14 protein-coding genes are annotated in these 18,026 nt (G+C 74.1%); 7 read left to right on the forward strand and 7 right to left on the reverse strand.

Annotated features, from left to right (window positions below; all coding sequences use genetic code 11):
• Positions 1-97: 97 nt before the first annotated feature.
• Positions 98-1,114, forward strand: a complete 1,017-nt coding sequence (locus ACFVUY_RS19925) for a hypothetical protein (protein WP_387731519.1) — start codon at positions 98-100, stop codon at positions 1,112-1,114.
• An 83-nt stretch (positions 1,115-1,197) separates the two neighbouring features.
• On the opposite strand, the gene ACFVUY_RS19930 is transcribed toward ACFVUY_RS19925, so the two are convergent.
• Together ACFVUY_RS19930 and ACFVUY_RS19935 are read right to left on the reverse strand one after the other, a co-directional pair.
• Positions 1,198-1,740: a TetR/AcrR family transcriptional regulator gene (locus ACFVUY_RS19930; RefSeq protein ID WP_387687019.1), complete on the reverse strand. Its 543-nt coding sequence runs from the start codon at positions 1,738-1,740 to the stop codon at positions 1,198-1,200.
• A gap of 218 nt (positions 1,741-1,958) precedes the next feature.
• The gene (locus tag ACFVUY_RS19935) at positions 1,959-2,870 is read right to left on the reverse strand and encodes a LysR substrate-binding domain-containing protein (protein ID WP_387687017.1); all 912 of its coding nucleotides are present in this window, start codon (positions 2,868-2,870) and stop codon (positions 1,959-1,961) included.
• 192 nt (positions 2,871-3,062) lie between these two features.
• On the opposite strand from ACFVUY_RS19935, the gene ACFVUY_RS19940 reads away from it, so the two are divergent.
• The 4 genes from ACFVUY_RS19940 (at position 3,063) to ACFVUY_RS19955 (ending at position 9,354) form a co-directional block, all read left to right on the forward strand.
• On the forward strand, positions 3,063-4,442 hold the full coding sequence (locus tag ACFVUY_RS19940; protein WP_387731522.1) for a hypothetical protein: 1,380 nt from the start codon (positions 3,063-3,065) through the stop codon (positions 4,440-4,442).
• Between the two features lie 151 nt (positions 4,443-4,593).
• Positions 4,594-6,000, forward strand: a complete 1,407-nt coding sequence (locus ACFVUY_RS19945; RefSeq protein ID WP_387731525.1) for a hypothetical protein — start codon at positions 4,594-4,596, stop codon at positions 5,998-6,000.
• A gap of 193 nt (positions 6,001-6,193) precedes the next feature.
• Entirely contained in the window at positions 6,194-7,591 is a 1,398-nt protein-coding gene (locus ACFVUY_RS19950; RefSeq protein ID WP_387731528.1) for a hypothetical protein, read from the forward strand.
• Positions 7,592-7,755: 164 nt separating this feature from the next.
• On the forward strand, positions 7,756-9,354 hold the full coding sequence (locus tag ACFVUY_RS19955; RefSeq protein WP_387731531.1) for a TolB family protein: 1,599 nt from the start codon (positions 7,756-7,758) through the stop codon (positions 9,352-9,354).
• A gap of 202 nt (positions 9,355-9,556) precedes the next feature.
• Here the strand turns inward: ACFVUY_RS19955 and ACFVUY_RS19960 are convergent, their stop codons facing one another.
• Positions 9,557-10,750 carry a glycine C-acetyltransferase gene (locus ACFVUY_RS19960; RefSeq protein WP_359911169.1) on the reverse strand — a complete coding sequence of 398 codons (1,194 nt, stop codon included), beginning with the start codon at positions 10,748-10,750 and terminating at the stop codon, positions 9,557-9,559.
• A gap of 53 nt (positions 10,751-10,803) precedes the next feature.
• Positions 10,804-11,832 (reverse strand): L-threonine 3-dehydrogenase, encoded by a 1,029-nt coding sequence (gene tdh, locus ACFVUY_RS19965; RefSeq protein ID WP_387687004.1) that lies wholly within the window; start codon positions 11,830-11,832, stop codon positions 10,804-10,806.
• A 561-nt stretch (positions 11,833-12,393) separates the two neighbouring features.
• Between tdh and ACFVUY_RS19970 the strand changes: the two genes are divergently transcribed.
• Positions 12,394-13,851, forward strand: a complete 1,458-nt coding sequence (locus tag ACFVUY_RS19970; protein WP_387731534.1) for a serine hydrolase domain-containing protein — start codon at positions 12,394-12,396, stop codon at positions 13,849-13,851.
• 105 nt (positions 13,852-13,956) lie between these two features.
• Here ACFVUY_RS19970 and ACFVUY_RS19975 read toward each other — a convergent pair whose 3' ends face one another.
• The gene (locus tag ACFVUY_RS19975) at positions 13,957-15,018 is read right to left on the reverse strand and encodes an ATP-dependent DNA ligase (protein WP_387686999.1); all 1,062 of its coding nucleotides are present in this window, start codon (positions 15,016-15,018) and stop codon (positions 13,957-13,959) included.
• Positions 15,019-15,084: 66 nt separating this feature from the next.
• Here ACFVUY_RS19975 and ligD point away from each other — a divergent pair, with 66 nt between their 5' ends.
• The gene (gene ligD, locus ACFVUY_RS19980; protein WP_359913322.1) at positions 15,085-16,092 is read left to right on the forward strand and encodes a non-homologous end-joining DNA ligase; all 1,008 of its coding nucleotides are present in this window, start codon (positions 15,085-15,087) and stop codon (positions 16,090-16,092) included.
• A 13-nt stretch (positions 16,093-16,105) separates the two neighbouring features.
• Here ligD and ACFVUY_RS19985 read toward each other — a convergent pair whose 3' ends face one another.
• The gene (locus tag ACFVUY_RS19985) at positions 16,106-16,657 is read right to left on the reverse strand and encodes a hypothetical protein (protein ID WP_387731537.1); all 552 of its coding nucleotides are present in this window, start codon (positions 16,655-16,657) and stop codon (positions 16,106-16,108) included.
• Entirely contained in the window at positions 16,654-17,877 is a 1,224-nt protein-coding gene (locus ACFVUY_RS19990) for an 8-amino-7-oxononanoate synthase (RefSeq protein ID WP_387731540.1), read from the reverse strand. Before ACFVUY_RS19990 ends, ACFVUY_RS19985 begins: the two co-directional genes overlap by 4 nt.
• Between the last annotated feature and the right edge of the window lie 149 nt (positions 17,878-18,026).

Genomic DNA, 18,026 nt, shown 5'->3' on the forward strand with positions numbered 1-18,026 from the left:
GCTGGTCAGCCGGTCGACGACGACCCACTGCGCCTGGCCCGGACTTTTGATCGATCTGATAGAAACTTCGCGACACCCCTCCCCGAAGGACGGATCCATGCCGCACCCCGCCCTGCCCGCCGCGCCCGACCTCGGCGCCTCCCACCTCGTCCGCGCCCCCGAGCGCCCCGAACCCGGCTACTGGGCCGGCTGCCCGGGCGTCCGGTACGAGCCGGACCTCGACCGCTTCCTGCTCACCTACCGCGAGCGCCGCCCGCGCGGCGCGACGCACGGGCCCGACCGGGGCTGGCGCTGCGCCGTCGCCGAGAGCACCGACGGCATCGCCTTCCGCGACCTGTGGTCCGTCCGGCGCGACGAACTGGACTCCCCCTCGATGGAACGCCTCGCCCTGCTGCCCCGCGACGGCGGCTACCTGCTCCACCTCAGCCACGTCGACCCGGCCGACAACCGCTGGCGCGTCGACGCCCTGCGCGCCGACGCCCCCGAGTCCTTCGACCTCGCCACCCGCACCCCCGTCCTCACCGCCGCGACCACCGGCACCGAGGGCGTCAAGGACCCCTACCTGCTCGAAACCGACGCCGGCGTCCACCTGTTCGCCACCGTCTCCCGCGCCCGGCCGTTCACCCCCGAGGAGCAGGACCGCGCCCACGCCGACGCCGACATCCACACCACCGGCCTCACCGTCCAGCCCACCGCGCTCGCGGTGTCCCCGGACGGGCTGCTCTTCACCGCCCCGCCGGGCCGCGCCGCCGAGGCGCTGGACGTCGGCCCGGCCGGCGCCTGGGACGGCTACGAGTCCCGGATCACCACTGTCCTGCCCGACGGCCGGGGCGGCTGGCTCGCGCTCTACGACGGCTCGGCGGACGCCGCCGGCAACTACGAGGAGCGCTGCGGCCTGGCCGCCTCCACCGACCTGCGCGACTGGCACCGGCTCACCCCGGACGGCCCCTGGCTGGACATCCGGTACGCCGACCTCGTCCCGGCCCGCGGCCGCTGGTACCTCTACTACGAGCAGAGCCGGCCGGACGGCGCCCACGAGCTGCGGGTCGCCGTCCTGGACGAGTTCGCCGGAGTCCGCCCCGACGGCACCCCGGCGGCGCCGCGCCACGCCTGAGCCCGGGGCGTGGCGGCCCGGACCGCCCGGGGCGCCCGGGCCGCCGCGTCGGGCTTCGGGCTTCGGGCGTCAGGCGTCAGGCGTCAGACGGCCAGCAGGGCCTCGGCGATGCCGCGGGCCCGCCAGGCGGCCTCCGGGGTGCCCTCGCGCAGGGCGGTGACGATGGCGCCGTCCATCAGGAGGGCGAACTGCCGGGCGCGCTCCCCGGGCTCGGGGACGCCGGCGTCCCGCATCAGCCGCTCGACCAGGTCGATGACGCGGGTCTTGTGCAGGGCCGCCATCCGGCGGGCCGGGCTGGCCGGGTCGGCGATCTCGGTCATCGTGTTGATCGCGACGCAGCCGCGGAAGTCCTGGGTAGCGAACCGTTCGGCCAGCGCGTCGAAGACGTGCAGCGGGTGGCCGCCGTGGGCCGCGACCCGCTCGGAGAGCCATGCCCGCCACCGGACGTCGCGGCCCTCCAGGACCGCGGTCACCAGCTCCTCCTTGCCGGTGAAGTGCCGGTAGAAGGAGGCCCGGCCCACGCCGGACTCGGAGAGGATGCGCTCCACGCCGACCGCGCGGATGCCGTTCGCGTAGAAGAGGGTTTCGGCCGTGCTCAGCAGGCGCGCCCGTGCGTTGACTGCCACGGGGCCGATCCTATCCACTCTTGACGCCAAACGGTACCGGTCGGTACCGTCCTCCAGTCGGTACCGGTCGGTACCGTTTAGCGGGGGCGGTCCCGAGGGGGCGCCGAACCTCGACCGCCCGCACGGACCAGCGGCTGCACGGCCGCCCGGGCCGGGACGCCACGCCGGAAGCACCACGGCGGGCCGCCCGACCCGCAGCCGCCCCGCGCGCGGTCGGCTCACCCGCCCGCGGCGGCCGCCTGCGCGAGGGAGTCCAGCACCGGCCGGACCAGCGGATGCCCGTCGGCACCGGTCCGGACGGCGGCGAAGACCCGCCGGGTGGCGAGCTCGCTGTCCACCGGCCGCACCGCGACCTCGCGGAGGTCGACGCCGCGCAGTGCCGAGCGCGGCACCAGCGCCACCCCGAGGCCCGCCGCGGCGAGCGCCACCACGGCCCGGAAGTCGTCGGAGGAGTGCAGCAGCCGGGGCTGGAACCCGGCGTGCTCGCAGGCCAGCAGCACCACGTCGTGGCAGGGGTTGCCCGGGTACGGCCCGATCCACGGCTCGTCGGCCAGCGCGGCGACGGCCAGCGGGCCGGACTCGTCGGCCAGCCGGTGGCCGAGCGGCAGGACGGCCTCGAAGGGCTCGGCGTACAGCGGCACCCGGGTCAGCCGGGCGTCGTCGGCGCGCGGGGCGCCCCGGTACTCGACGGCCACCGCGAGGTCGGCCCGGCCGTCCAGCACCATCGGCAGGCTGGCGTCGCCCTCGGCGTCCAGCACCTTGAGCCGCACCCCGGGGGCGCGCTCGGCGAGCAGGCCGACGGCGGGGGCGAGCACCGAGGCGATGGCGGTCGCGAAGGAGGCGACGGTGACCTCCCCGGAGACGCCCGCGCTGTACGCGGCGAGGTCGGCCTCGGCGCGCTCCAGCTGGGCGAGCACCACGTCGGCGTGGCCGAGCAGGATCTCCCCGGCGGCGGTCAGCCGTACGCCCCGGCCCTCCCGGGCGAGCAGGTCGTGGCCGGTCTCCTGCTCCAGGGCGGCCAGCTGCTGGGAGACCGCGGAGGGGGTCAGGTAGAGGGCGGCCGCCGCGGCGGTCACGGTGCGGTGGTCCGCCACGGCCCGAAGGGTCCGCAGCCGTCGTGCGTCGATCACGGACCAATTCTGCCAGCGCGGCGCGCCTTGCCCGGACGCGGCGGGTTTTCCGCCGGACCCACCGCCGGTGGCACATTTCCGGCCGAGATCGCCCCCGCCCGTTGACCGCCCGCCCCGGACGGCGTTTGGCTCGTGGCCGAACCGGGCCGCGGGGGCCGTGGGCCCGGCACCGTCATCCGGGGAGGACGATCGATGACCACCGCACGCACCCGCCGCTGGGCGGCCCGTACCGCCGCCGTCCTGGCCGCCGCCGCCGTGGCCGGCGCCGCGATGCCCGCCGCCGAGGCCAGGCCGCCCAAGGGCGACACCGCCCGCGTCAGCGAGGGCCCGGCGGGCGAGGGGCCCGACCGCGAGTCCTTCGCGCGCGGGCTGAGCGGCGACGGCCGCTACGCCCTGTTCTCGTCCTCCGCCTCCAACCTGCTGCCCGGCGGCCACGGCAGCTCGGGGGACGTCTACATCCGGGACCTGCGCAACGGCCACCTCGAACGGATCGGCGTCGCCGCCGACGGCTCCGCGTTGAACGACGGCGCCGGCGACGCGGCGATCAGCGGCGACGGCCGGTACGTGGCGTTCACCACCCGCGCCACCAACGTGCTGCCCGGACAGCGGAAGCACGAGAACGACCTCTTCGTCCAGGACCGGTGGACCGGCCGCACCGAACTGGTCACGGCCGGCGACGGCACCTCCGGCGCGGGCGACGACCAGAGCATCCGCAGCGCCCACGACCCGGCCGTCAGCTGGGACGGGCGCTACGTGGCCTACTCCTCGGACCGCACCGACCTCGCACCGGGCGTGCACGGCGGCAAGTTCAACGTCTTCGTCACCGACCGCTGGACCCGCACCACCCGGGTGGTCAGCACCGGCGCGGACGGCACCCCCGCCGACAACAGCTCCTACCGCCCCACGATCAGCGCCGACGGCACCGTCGTCGGCTTCAGCTCACGGGCCGGCAACCTGCTCCCGCCCGACGGGGCGCAGCCCGCCGCCGGGACCGCCGTGTCGCCCCTCGCCTCCGGCACCCGCCCCTACCCGTCCTACGTGTGGGACGCCCGCACCGGGAGGACCACCGGTGCCAGCCTCGACGAGGCCGGGCAGCTCCAGGGCAGCGGCGCCGACGGGCGGATCAGCCCCTCCGGCCGCTACGCCGTCTACGCCCTCTTCCAGCCGGGCGGCCGGCCCGGCTCGCACGGCGTCCACAAGGACGTCTTCGTCCACGAGCTCGCCACCGGCAAGGTCACCAGGGTCAGCACCCCGCTTCCGGGCGCCACCGGCACCGACTCCTCCTTCGACGCCGAGATGACCCTGGACGACCGCTGGGTCTTCTTCGCCTCCGAGGCCGCCGACCTGGTGCCCGACGACACCAACGAACAGACCGACATCTTCCGCACCGACCTGTGGACCGGCCGGACCGAGCGGGTCTCGCTCACCGCGGACGGCACGCAGAGCACCTCCGCGTCCTCCTTCCCGGCCGTCGACGCCTTCGGCACCACGCTGCTGTTCACCGCCGACGACGGCAACCTGGTGCCGGGCGACACCAACGGCTGCGCGGACGTCTTCCGCCGCCGACTGTAAGGACCCGACTCCCCTGCGGGATACGTCCGTTGGCGTATTTCCCGACGAGATCACCGCCGCCCGTTGACCACCGGCCCTCCCGACGGTTGGCTCTGCGAGAGCCCGCCGCCGGGAGGGAGCGCGGCCGGCCGATCCCAGGGGAGGACGTTCCATGACCACCGCACGCACCCGCAGATGGCTGGGCCGCGCCGCCGCCGTGCTGGTCGCCACCGCCGTGGCCGGCGCCGCGATGCCCGCCGCCGAGGCCAGGCCGCCCAAGGGCGACACCGCCCGCGTCAGCGAGACCGCCAAGGGCGAGCAGCTCAACGCCTACTCGACGCCGCTCGGGCTGAGCGAGGACGGCCGCTCCGCGCTCTTCACGTCCGCCGCGACCAATCTGCTGCCCGGGCCCGGCACCCCGAACACGGACGAGGTCTACGTCCGCGACCTGCGCAACGGGCACGTCGAGAAGGTCAGCGTCGCCGACGACGGCTCCGCGCTGAACGCCGCCACCACCGACGCCTCGATCAGCGCCGACGGCCGGTTCGTGGCCTTCAGCACCACCGCCACCAACGTGGTGCCCGGCCAGCCGAGCCACCCCAGCGACGTCTTCGTCCGCGACCGCTGGACCGGACACACCGAGCTGGTCACCGCCGCCGCCGTGCCGAGCACCGACGACCAGAGCGGGTTCGGGGCCCTCAGCCCCAGCATCAGCCGCGACGGCCGCTACGTCGCCTACGTCTCCAACCGCAGCGACCTCGCCCCGGGCACCCTGCGGCGCGGCAAGAACAACGTCTACGTCACCGACCGCTGGACCCGCACCAGCCGGCTGGTCACCGTCGGCGCGGACGGCTCGGGTGCCGACAACGCGTCCTTCGCCCCGACGATCAGCGCGGACGGCGCCACCGTCGGCTTCACCTCCCGCGCCGGGAACCTGCTGCCGGAGCCCCCGGCCACCGACCCCGGCACCGGCGACCCCGCCACCGACGCCGCCACCGACTCGCCCCGGCTCGCCGGACCCCACTACTACCGGTACTACGTCTGGAAGGCCGGCACCGGGAAGATCGTCGGTGCGAGCCTGGACGGCACCGGCGAGCTGACCGGCGTCTCCTACGACGCCAGGGTCAGCCCGGACGGCCGCTTCGCGATCTACAGCGTCCCGGTGTTCGTCGGCGGCTTCCCCGGCCCGGCCCACGGCATCCGGCTGGACCTGTACGTCCACGAGCTGGCCACCGGCAAGGTCACCAAGGTCAACACCGACCTGCCGGGCACCAGCACCAAGTGGTCCTCGTCCGGCGGCGTCATGACGGCCGACAGCCACTGGGTCTACTTCGACTCCGGCGCCGAGACCCTGGTCCCCGGCGACACCAACGACGCCGGCGACATCTTCCGCCGCGACCTGTGGACCGGCCGGATCGAACGGGTCAGCCTCACCCGGGACGGCGGGCAGAGCACCTCCTCGTCCTTCAGTCCGTTCGTGGACGCCACCGGCGACACCGTGCTCTTCACCGCCGACGACGGCGACCTGGTGCCGGGCGACACCAACCAGGTGCTGGACGTCTTCCTGCGCCGCCTGTGACGGCCTGACGCACCCCGAGGCCCCGGGGCCCTGACGGTCCGATGCCCCGACTCCCTTGCGGGATACGACCGGTGGCGTATTTCCGAACGGAATCGCCACCGGTCGTTGACCAACCGTCCGCACGACGCTTGGCTCTCCCCGACCGGGCCGCGGGGGCCGTGGGCCCGGGACCGCCATCAGGGGAGGACGATCCATGACGCACGCACCCACTCGACGCCGGTTCGCCCGCGCCGCCGCCGTGCTGGCCGCCACCGCCGTGGCCACCGGAGCGGCGCTGCCCGCCGCCGAGGCCAAACCGCCCAAGGGCGACACCGCCCGGGTCAGCGAGACCGCCAAGGGCGGGCAGATCAACGGGCGTTCGATCGCGATCGGGCTGAGCGAGGACGGCCGCTCCGCGCTGTTCACCTCGACCGCACCCGACCTGCTGCCCGGGCCCGGCACCCCGAACGCGGAGGAGGTCTACGTCCGCGACCTGCGCAACGGACACGTCGAACGGGTCAGCGTCGCCGACGACGGCTCCCGGCTGGACGCACCCACCGCGGACGCCTCGATCAGCGCCGACGGCCGGTTCGTGGCCTTCAGCACCAGCGCCACCAACGTGGTGCCCGGCCAGCCGAGGCGCTTCAGCGACGTCTTCGTCCGCGACCGCTGGACCGGCCGCACCGAACTGGTCACCGGGGGCGGGTCCGGCGACGACGAGGGCTACTCCGACAGTCCGTCCCTGAGCCGGGACGGCCGCTACGTCGCCTACACCTCCAACCGCACCGACCTCGCCCCGGGCTCGGACCCGCGCCACTTCAACGTCCTGGTCACCGACCGCTGGACCGGCACCACCCGGGTGGTCACCACCGGCGCGGACGGCGGGGCCGCCAACAACACCTCCTACGGTGTGACGATCAGCGCGGACGGCGCCACCGTCGGCTTCACCTCCCGGGCGACCAACCTGCTCCCGCAGGCCCCGGCCGCCAACCCCGCCGCCGACACCGACCCCGGCACCGGCCCCGGCACCGACGCCGGTGCGCCCGGGCTGGCCCCGGCCCGCTTCTACCCATACTTCGTCTGGAAGGCCGACACCGGGAAGGTCTCCGGCGCCAGCGTGGACGACGAGGGCACCCTGCGCGGCGTCAGCAGGGGCTCCCGGATCAGCCCCGACGGCCGCTACGCCCTGTTCGGCCTGCCGTTCCGCATCGGCGGGCCCGGCTCCAACCACTTCCGGATGGACCTGTACGCCCGGGAACTGGCCACCGGCCGACTGACGCGGCTCAACGCCTTCCTGCCCGGCACCACGACCACCGCGAGCGCCCAGAACCCCGCCATGACCTTCGACGGCCACTGGGTCTACTTCGACTCCGCCGCCGACAACCTCGTCCCCGGCGACACCAACGGCGTCAGCGACGTCTTCCGCCGCGACCTGAGGACCGGCGCGATCGAACGGGTCAGCCTCACCCGGGACGGCGGGCAGAGCACCTCCGACTCCTCGGACCCGTTCGTGGACGCCGCCGGCGGGACGGTGATTTTCACCGCCGACGACGGCGACCTGGTGCCGGGCGACACCAACGCCGCCGCGGACGTCTTCGTACGCCACCCGTGACGGTCCGAATGGCTTGATTCCCTTGCCGCATACGTCCGTTGACGTATTTTACGCCGACATTACCGGAGGGCGTTGACCCCCCGGCCCTCCCGACGATTGGCTCTGCCGAAAGCCCGTTGCCGGGAGGGAGCCCGGCCGGGCGATCGCTGGGGAGGAACACCTTCATGACACGAACCACCCGGACGACCCGCAACCGTTGGCTGTCGGGCGGTGGCAGCGTCCTGGTCGCGGCCGCGCTGCTCGCCGTCGCCACCGCCCCGGCCCAGGCCGGCCCGGTGCCGCGCGGCACCACCCAGGTCAGCCTCGGACCGAACGGCGCGGCGCCCGACAACCAGTCGACGGCCCAGGGCATCAGCGCGAACGGCCGCTACGCCCTGTTCACCTCCCGGGCCACGAACCTGCTGCCCCAACCCTCGGTGGGCTGGAGCAACGCCTATGTGAAGGACCTGCGCACCGGCCGCCTCGAACAGGTCAACCTGTCCGACGCGGGCGGGGCGCTGAGCGGCTCGACCGACCAGGCCGGGATCAGCGCCGACGGCCGCTACGTCGTCTTCGAGAGCGAGGACGAGAACGTGGCGCCCGGCGCGCAGGTCAAGAACCGCACCGAGGTGTACATCAGGGACCGCAGGACCGGCCGCACCGAGCTGGTCAGCAGCAGCCCCACCAACACCGACACCGACCAGTACCACTCCTCGTACAACGCGCAGGTCAGCGGCAACGGCCGGTACGTGGTCTACGTGTCCTCCCGGACCGACCTGGACCCGACCGTCGTGGACCCCGAGCCCGAGCCCACCCCCGAGCCCTCGCTCGCCCGGCCCTACACCTGGAAGATCAACGTCTACCTCACCGACCGCTGGACCCACACCACCCGGCTGGTCTCCCACGACGTGAACGGCAAGCCGGGCGAGAGCACGTCGTTCCGACCGACGATCAGCGCGGACGGCCGCACCATCGGCTTCGGCTCCATCTCCAGCCTGCTGCCGGACGAGCAGGCCCCCGGCCTCGCCGCCGCGACCGCCGCGGCGGCGGCCACGGCCTCCGCCCCCGCCTCCTCCGACGCCTCCGCCGACGTGGAGCTCACCCCGAGCGCCGCCGAGGCCGCGCGCCGCAGCGTCCCGCAGTCCGCGGCGCAGCCGAGCCTGGCCCGCCCGACCGCCGCCCCCTACTACACCTACGACGTCCGCTCCCGCACGCTCACACCGGTGAGCGCGGGCCTCGACGGCACGATCGGCAGCTCCAGCTTCGAGGCGACGATCAGCCCCGACGGGCGGCGCGCGATCTACACCCTGTCCGAGCCCGGCGGCTCGACCGGCGGCCACCGCTACCACACCGTGCTCCACGTGCGGGACCTGCGGACCGGCACCGTGACGAAGGTCAGCGGCGGCCTGCCCGGCACCAGCTCGGTCGGCTCCTCCGACCACGGCTCGATCAGCGCCGACAACCGCTGGATCTACTTCGAGTCCGCCGCCGACAACCTGGTGGCCGGCCCCCAGCACCCGGGCTGGGACGTCTACCGCCAGGACCTGCGCACCGGCCGCACCGAGCGGGTCGCCGCCGCGCCGGACGGCTCGCTCGGCAACGGCTCGTCGACGCAGCCGTTCGTCTCCGCCTCGGGCAACACCGTGGTGTTCGACTCGACCAGCGGCAACCTGGTCACCGGCGGCACCGGCCCGGCGGTCGAGAACGGCCAGGTCTTCGCCAAGCCCGCCGGGTTCCACCGCAGCGTTGGCGGCGACGACCAGGGCGAGAACGAGGACGACTGACCGGCAGCCGTCCTCCGGTAACCACGACGGGGGCGGGACGTCGGCGGGGCCGGCGTCCCGCCCCCGTTGCGGGAGGGTGGGGCAGGTGGTCCTGGGGCCGTGCGGCGGGGGCGCGTCGATTCGCCTCCGCCGCGCGGCGGTTGTGAGCCCGTGGGCCGGTCCGGTTCCGAGCGGTCCGGCCCACGGGCAGCCTGGGTGGAGGTCAGCCCTCCAGGGCGGCGCGCGCGTCCACGAAGGCCGCGACGGCGCGCTCGACGTCCTCGGTGGAGTGCGCCGCGGACAGCTGCACCCGGATCCGGGCCTGGCCGTGCGGCACCACCGGGTAGGAGAAGCCGATCACGTACACGCCGCGCTCCAGCAGCAGTTCGGCGAGCCGGCCGGCCTCGGCCGCGTCGCCGATCATCACCGGGGCGATCGGGTGGTCGCCGGGCAGGATCTCGAACCCGGCCTCGGTCATCCGCGTCCGGAACAGCGCGGTGTTGGCCGCGAGCCGCTCGCGCAGCTCGTTGGACTTCTCGACCAGGTCGAGCACCTTGAGCGAGGCGGCCGCGATCACCGGGGCCAGCGAGTTGGAGAACAGGTACGGGCGGGAGCGCTGGCGCAGCAGGGCGACGATCTCCCGGCGGGCGGCGACGTAGCCGCCGGAGGCGCCGCCGAGCGCCTTGCCGAGGGTGCCGGTGATGATGTCCACGCGGTCCATCACGCCGTGCAGCTCCGGGGTGCCCCGGCCGCCCGCGCCGACGAAGCCGACGGCGTGCGAGTCGTCCACCATGACCATGGCGTCGTAGCGGTCGGCCAGGTCGCAGATCTCGCGCAGCGGGGCGACGTAGCCGTCCATCGAGAACACGCCGTCGGTGACGATCAGGCGGCGGCGGGCGTCCTGGGTGTCCTGGAGCTGCTTCTCCAGGTCGGCCAGGTCACGGTTGGCGTAGCGGTGGCGGCGGGCCTTGCTGAGCCGGATGCCGTCGATGATGCTGGCGTGGTTCAGTGCGTCGGAGATGACGGCGTCGCGGTCGTCCAGCAGGGTCTCGAAGACACCGCCGTTGGCGTCGAAGCAGGAGGAGTAGAGGATCGTGTCCTCCTGGCCGAGGAAGGCCGAGAGGCGGTCCTCCAGCTCCTTGTGGACGTCCTGGGTGCCGCAGATGAAGCGGACCGAGGCCATGCCGTAGCCCCAGCGGTCCAGGGCGTCCTTGGCCGCGGCGAGCACCTCGGGGTGGTCGGCCAGGCCGAGGTAGTTGTTGGCGCAGAAGTTCAGCACCTCGCCCGGGCGGCCGCCGCCGGTCACGGTGACGGCGGCACTCTGCGGGCTTCCGATCACCCGCTCGGGCTTGAACAGGCCGGCCTCGCGGATCTCGTCCAGGGTGGCGGCGACGTCGGCACGCACGTTGTCGAACACTGCGGTCTCCTTAAGCAGTTCGGCGGGAGCAGTTCGGCGGGGCTGGGGCGGGCTCAGGCGGTCCAGTCGAGGATGATCTTGCCGCAGTTGCCGCCCGCGGCGTCGTCGAAGGCGGCCTCGAAGTCGGTGGCGGCGTAGCGGCCGGTGATCACCGGGCTGAGGTCCAGGCCGCCCTCCAGCAGCACGGACATCGCGTACCAGGTCTCGAACATCTCGCGGCCGTAGATGCCCTTGATGGTGATCATCGAGGTGACGATCGAGGCCCAGTCCACCGGGAACTGCTCGGCGGGCAGGCCGAGCATGGCGATCTTCCCGCCGTGGGTCATGTTGGCGATCATCGACTGCATCGCCTCGGGACGGCCGGACATCTCCAGGCCGACGTCGAAGCCCTCGCGCAGGCCCAGCTTCTGCTGGCCCTCCTCGATGGTGTGCTCGGAGACGTCGAGCGCCAGCGTCACACCGACCTGGCGGGCCAGGTCGAGGCGGTACGGGGAGACGTCGGTGATCATCACGCTGCGGGCGCCGGCGTGCTTGGCGACGGCGGCGGCCATGATGCCGATCGGGCCGGCGCCGGTGACCAGCACGTCCTCGCCGACCAGCGGGAAGGACAGCGCGGTGTGCACGGCGTTGCCGAACGGGTCGAAGATCGCGGCCACGTCCAGGTCGACCGGCACCCGGTGCACCCAGACGTTGGAGGCGGGCAGGGCCACGTACTCGGCGAAGGCACCGTCACGGTTGACGCCCAGGCCGACGGTGTTGCGGCACAGGTGGCGGCGGCCGGCCAGGCAGTTGCGGCACTTGCCGCAGACCAGGTGGCCCTCGCCGCTGACCAGGTCGCCGACCGCGATGTCCGCGACGCCGGCGCCGAGCTCGGCGACCTCGCCGACGAACTCGTGGCCCAGCACCAGCGGGGTCCTGATGGTCTGCTGGGCCCAGCCGTCCCACTTGCGGATGTGCAGGTCGGTGCCGCAGATGCCGGTCCGCAGCACCTTGATCAGCACCTCGCCGGGGCCGATCTCGGGCATGGGGACGTCCATCAGCCAGAGCCCGGGCTCGGCCTGCTGCTTGACGAGTGCCTTCACGGCGGCTCCTGACGTGCGGGTGGGACGGCCTGCGGGTGCGGGGGCAGGCCGAGGGAGCCCGGTTCGGCCGTCCCTGACGGGTGCGCTCCGGGCAGGCAGAAATCTGCCTGGTCGGAGGGGGTGCGGTCCATCGAGGAATTCTTAAGGGCGGCCACAGCTGGGCTGAACGATCGTGCCCGAGCGGCGGCCGACGGCGGGTGCGGCATGCCGGTGCTCACCCGTCCGGCCGAGCGCGGGGCGGCCGCCGTGCCGCCGTCCGACGGGACGCCGGCCGGGGTGGGCGGCCCGGCGCAACGTGCGCGGCCCGGCCGGGGCGGCTCGGCGCAACGTGCGCGGCCCGGCCGGGGCGGCTGGCACCGGGCCGCCAGCCGGACGGGGCACTCGGCTGACCGCGCTCCCGTTCGGTCCAGCCCCGCACCGACCCGCGCGCGGCCGTACGGCGGCGGTGCTTACGGTGGCGACGCTCCCCCGCGGCCCCGTGGAGCAGCGCCCCGGCCTGCCCGGGAGCGCTCCGGGGCCCTTCGCCAAGGGGCCGTCCGCCCCAGAGAGGCGCCTGCGCCGATGACCGACACCCGATGGCCCCGACCGGCCGTTCCCCGCTCCGTGCGGGTCCCCCGCACTCCGCGCCCGGCCGTCCCCCGGTCCGTACGGGTGGCCTCCGCCGCCCTCGCGCTGAGCGGCCTGCTCGCCGTCTCCGCCTGCTCCGGGGACGCCGGGCCCGCGCGGCAGGCCGAGCCGGCTGCCACCGCCGAACCGGCCGCGCTGAGCCCGACCGCCATGCCGACCGGCAGCGCCACCGGCGCGGTGGTGCCGCTCACCCAGGACGTCATGAACCAGCTGGACAGCGCGATCAAGCAGGTGATGAGCGAGGTCTCCATCCCCGGGGTGATCGTCGGTTACACCGCTCCCGACGGCAGCTACCAGCGCACCTTCGGCGTCGCGGACAAGAACTCCGGGGCGCCGATGTCGGCCGACATGTACATGCGCATCGGCAGTGTGTCCAAGACCTTCACCGCCACCGGCATCCTGCGCCTCGTGGACCAGGGCAAGCTGGGCCTGGACGACCCGATCTCCAAGTACGTCCCGACCGTGCCCGGCGGCGACGGCATCACCCTGCGCCAGCTCGGCGAGATGCGCAGCGGCCTGTTCAACTACACCCTGGACTCCGGCTTCCAGCAGGCGTTCTTCGGCAACCCCAACCAGCCCTTCACACCGGACCAGTTGCTCGCGTACGCGTTCAAGCACCCGGCGAACTTCGCCCCGGGCGCCCAGTTCGAGTACTCCAACACCAACCTGATCCTGCTCGGCCTGGTGGTCGAGAAGGTCGGCGGGCAGCCGCTCCAGGACTTCCTGAACCAGCAGGTGTTCACCCCGGCCGGGCTCCCCAGGACCAGCCTGCCGACCGACGCGGCCTTCCCGGACCCGCACGCCCACGGCTACACCAACCAGACGGCCAGCGGCGCGGTCGAGGACGCCACCAACTGGAACCCGTCCTGGGGCTGGGCGGCCGGCGCCGTCATCTCCAGCCTCGCCGACCTGCAGACCTGGTCGAAGGTCCTGGCCACCGGGGAGCCGCTGATCAAGCCCGCCACCCAGGCGGAGCGGCTGAAGTTCGTGCCGGTCGGGCCGACCCCGGACCTCGGCTACGGCTTCGGGGTGTTCACCACCCACGGGTGGATCGGCCACAACGGCTCGCTGCCCGGGTACGAGAGCGTGGTGATCTACCTGCCGCAGGCCAAGGCCAGCCTGGCCATCCTGCTCAACACCGACATCCTGCACGACGGTTCGGAGCCCTCGACGTTCCTGGCACGGGCGATCACCCAGATCGTCTCGCCGAACAACGTCTACACGCTGCCCACCCCGCCCGGCTCGGCCTCCCCGACGGCCTCCTCCTCCCCCACGGGCTCCCCGACGGCCTCGCCCTCGCCGACGAGTTCTCCGACCGGCTCTCCGACAGCCTCGCCCGCGGAGACCGCGTCGGCCACGCCCACCGGCGCCGCCACGCTGCACATCTCCTGAGCACATCTCTCGAACCGCACCCGCACGACCCGCACGTACGCGGGAGGGCCCGACCCGGTCGACCGGGTCGGGCCCTCCCGCGCCGCCGCGCTGTCCGGCGCGTCGTCAGCCGCCCAGCACCTTGCCGAGGTCGTACGAGACCGGCTCCTCCAACTGCGCGTAGGTGCAGCTCTCCGGTGTGCGGTCCGGCCGCCAGCGGCGGAACTGCGCGGTGTGCCGGAACCGGGTGCCCTCCATGTGGTCGTACGCGACCTCGACCACCCGCTCGGGGCGCAGCGCGATCCAGGAGAGGTCCTTGCCGCCGGTCCAGCGGCTGACCGCGCCGGGCAGCCGGCCCTCGGCGTGCGCGGCCTCGTCCGCCCAGCCGCCCCAGGGGTGCTGCGAGAGGTCCTCCATCCGCAACGGGGCCAGTTCCTCGACGAGTTCGCGCCGGCGGGCCATCGGGAAGGCGGCGCAGACGCCGACGTGCTGGAGCCGGCCGTCCCCGTCGAAGATGCCGAGCAGCAGCGAGCCGACCACCGGGCCGCTCTTGTGCTCGCGGTATCCGGCCACCACGCAGTCGGCGGTGCGCTCGTGCTTGATCTTGTACATGGTCCGCTCCCCCGGCCGGTACGGCTGGTCCAGCGGCTTGGCGACCACCCCGTCCAGGCCGGCGCCCTCGTACTCGGCGAACCAGGTCCGGGCGAGGTCGAGGTCGGTGGCGGCGGGGGCGGTGAACACCGGGTCGGCGGCGTCGGCGAGCGCGGCCTCCAGGGCCTGGCGGCGCACCGACAGCGGCTCGTCCAGCAGGCTCTCCTCCCCGAGGGCAAGCAGGTCGAAGGCGACGAAGGAGGCCGGGGTCCGCTCGGCGAGCAGCCTGACCCGGCTCGCGGCCGGGTGGATGCGCTCCAGCAGCTCCTCGAAGCGCAGCCGGCCGTCCCGGGCGATCACCACCTCGCCGTCCAGCACGCAGCGCGGCGGCAGCTCCCGCCTGAACGCCTCGACCAGTTCGGGGAAGTACCTGGTCAGCGGCTTTCCGGTGCGACTGCCGAGCTCCACCTCGTCCCCGTCGCGGAACACGACGGAACGGAAGCCGTCCCACTTCGCCTCGTACTGCATCCCGGGCGGGATCCTGGCCACCGACTTGGCGAGCATCGGCGCCACCGGCGGCATCACGGGCAGGTCCATGCGTCCGATCCTCGCCCGCATCGCCCCGGAGCGCGCGCCGGGCGCCCGGCGCTTAGCGTGTGGGGCATGGGCTCAGCCGTGGAACTGGAAGTCGCCGGGCGCACCGTCCGGCTGTCGAACCCGGACAAGGTGTACTACCCCGAGCGCGGCTTCACCAAGCTGGACGTCGCGCAGTACTACCTGGCCGTCGCCGACGGGGTGCTGCGCGGCCTGCGCGACCGGCCGACCACCCTGCAGCGCTTCCCGGACGGCGTGGACGGCGAGTTCTTCTACCAGAAGCGCGCCCCCAAGGGCCTGCCGGAGTGGCTGCCCACCGCCCGGATCGAGTTCCCCTCCGGCCGCTCCGCCGACGAGATCTGCCCCACCGAGCCGGCCGCCGTGCTGTGGGCCGCCAACCTGGGCTGCCTCACCTTCCACCCCTGGCCGGTGCGGCGCTCCGACACCGGCCACGTCGACGAGCTGCGGATCGACCTCGACCCGCAGCCCGGCACCGACTTCCACGACGCCGTCCGCGCCGCCCACGAACTGCGCGCCCTGCTGGAGGAGTACGGACTGCGCGGCTGGCCCAAGTCCTCCGGCGGGCGCGGACTGCACGTCTACGTGCCGCTGGCGCCCGAGTGGACGTTCACCGACGGGCGGCACGCGGTGATCGCCCTCGGCCGGGTGCTGGAGCAGCGGATGCCCGGGAAGGTCACCACCGCCTGGTGGAAGGAGGAACGCGGCGAGCGGATCTTCGTCGACTACAACCAGATGGCCCGCGACCGCACCATCGCCTCCGCCTACTCACTGCGCGCCCGCCCGCGCGCCACCGCCTCCGCCCCACTGCGCTGGGAGGAGCTGGACGACGCCGCCCCCGAGGACTTCGACCTGCGCACCCTCCCCGCCCGCTTCGCCGAACTCGGCGACCTGAACGCGGAGATGGACGGCCTGGCGTTCCGCCTGGAGCCCCTGCTGGAGCTGTACGAGAAGCAACTGCGCGACGAGGGCCTCGGCGAACTCCCGTACCCACCGGACCACCCCAAGGCGGCCGGCGAGCCCACCCGGGTCCAGCCGAGCCGGGCGAGGAAGAAGTAGCCGGCCGGCCCGGTCAGTCCACCGGCGGCGACCACAGCGCCCGGACCCGGTCGGCGGCCGCGTCGTACCCGAGGAACGGCACCCCGGTGTCGCCCTCGACGTACATCGGCACCGGCCTGCCCAGCCGCCGCCCGATCGCGGTCAGGAACCCGCACAGGACGTCCAGCTGCTCCTGGCCCTGGAGTTCGCCGAGGCCGACGTCGAAACCGATCTGCTCCGCCCCGAGGAACCGGAAGACGGCGCAGACCTCCGGGGCCGGCCGCACGCACAGAACCGGGCACCTGGCACCGGCGGGCCGGGACAGCACCGCCTCGGCCCGCGGCAGCGGCAGCACGAAGCACCCCACGATGAACTCGTACGCCCAGCCCTGCTCCTCGACCAGGTCGAGCAGGGCCTGCCAGTCCGCCACCGTCGTGTCCTCGATGAACACCTCGGCGAGGCAGCCCCCGTCGGTCGGATCGAGCAGCCGTGCCACGTGCTCGTCCCAGCGCAGATCGGTCATCCCGCCGTCCTGCCCGGCGGGCCCGGTCGCTCCGAGCGGCTTGTCGCTCCGCTGTCCGCTCATTCGCCCCGCGCACCGGCCGGGGCCAGTTCGGCGACGATGCGGACGGCCTCGGCGATCTGCCCGTCGGTCAGGTCGCCCCGGGCGGTCAGCCGCAGCCGGGAGATGCCGTCCGGGACGGACGGCGGGCGGAAGCAGCCGACGGCGAGGCCCGCGCGGCGGCAGTCGGCGGCCCAGGCGACGGCGGCCTCGGGGCCCGGGGCGCGGACGGACACCACGGCCGCCTCGGGCTCGCAGCTGTGCAGTCCGGCGGCGGTGAGCTGCCGGGCCAGGGTGCGGGCCACCTCGCGGGCGCGCTCGGCGCGGGCCGGCTCGGCGCGCAGCAGCCGCAGGGCGGCGAGGGCGGCGCCGGCGGCGGCCGGGGCGAGACCGGTGTCGAAGATGAAGGTGCGGGCGGTCTCGGTGAGGTGGCGGATCACCCGGCGCGGGCCGAGGACGACGCCGCCCTGCGAGCCGAGCGACTTGGAGAGGGTGGCGGTGGCCACGGTGTCCGGCTGCCCGGCGAGCCCGGCCGCCGCGAGCGCCCCGGTGCCGCCGGGGCCGAGGACGCCCAGCCCGTGCGCGTCGTCGACCAGCAGGGCGGCGCCGTGCGCGCGGACGGCCTCCGACAGCGCGGGCAGCGGGGCCGCGTCGCCGTCCACCGAGAACACCGAGTCGGTGACCACCAGCGCCCGCGGCTGCGCCCGATCGGCCAATGCCTCGGCGACGGCCGCCGGGTCGCTGTGCGGGGCCCGGTGGACGTCGGCGCGGGAGAGCCGGCAGCCGTCGATCAGCGAGGCGTGGTTGTAGGCGTCGGAGACGATCAGGGTGTCCGGGTCGGTGAGCGCGGTCAGCGCCGCGAGGTTGGCCGTGTACCCGGAGGAGAACACCAGCGCGGCCTCCGTTCCGCAGAACTCGGCCAGCTCCTGCTCCAGTTCGGTGTGCAGCGCGGTCGTCCCGGTCACCAGCCGCGACCCCGTCGAGCCGCCGCCCCAGCGCAGCGCAGCGTCCGCGGCCGCCCGCGTGACGACCGGATGCCTGGTCAGGCCCAGGTAGTCGTTGCCCGCGAGGTCCAGCACCGGGTCGTCCGCGGCCCGGCTGCGCAGCGTCCGCGTCAGCCCGGCCTCGGCCCGCATCGCGGCCGTCTGGTCGAGCCAGTCGAAGACCTGCGCAGGAACGGCGGCCGGGGCGGGGGCAGGGGCGGGGACGGCGGAGCGCGGCTCGGCCGCGAGCGGATGGTTCATGCCCGGCACTCTGGCATGCCACCGCGTGTCGGGCAATGTGCGGATCGGCACAGTATGAACCGGCCAATCCAGTCGTGATTCACCACATGTTAACCAGGTATCAATATTCAATTCACCGAAATCACGGCCGCAAAAATAGTACGATCCTT

The sequence above is a fragment of the Kitasatospora sp. NPDC058063 genome (genome assembly GCF_042885395.1).
Lineage (GTDB): Bacteria > Actinomycetota > Actinomycetes > Streptomycetales > Streptomycetaceae > Kitasatospora > Kitasatospora lactacystinica.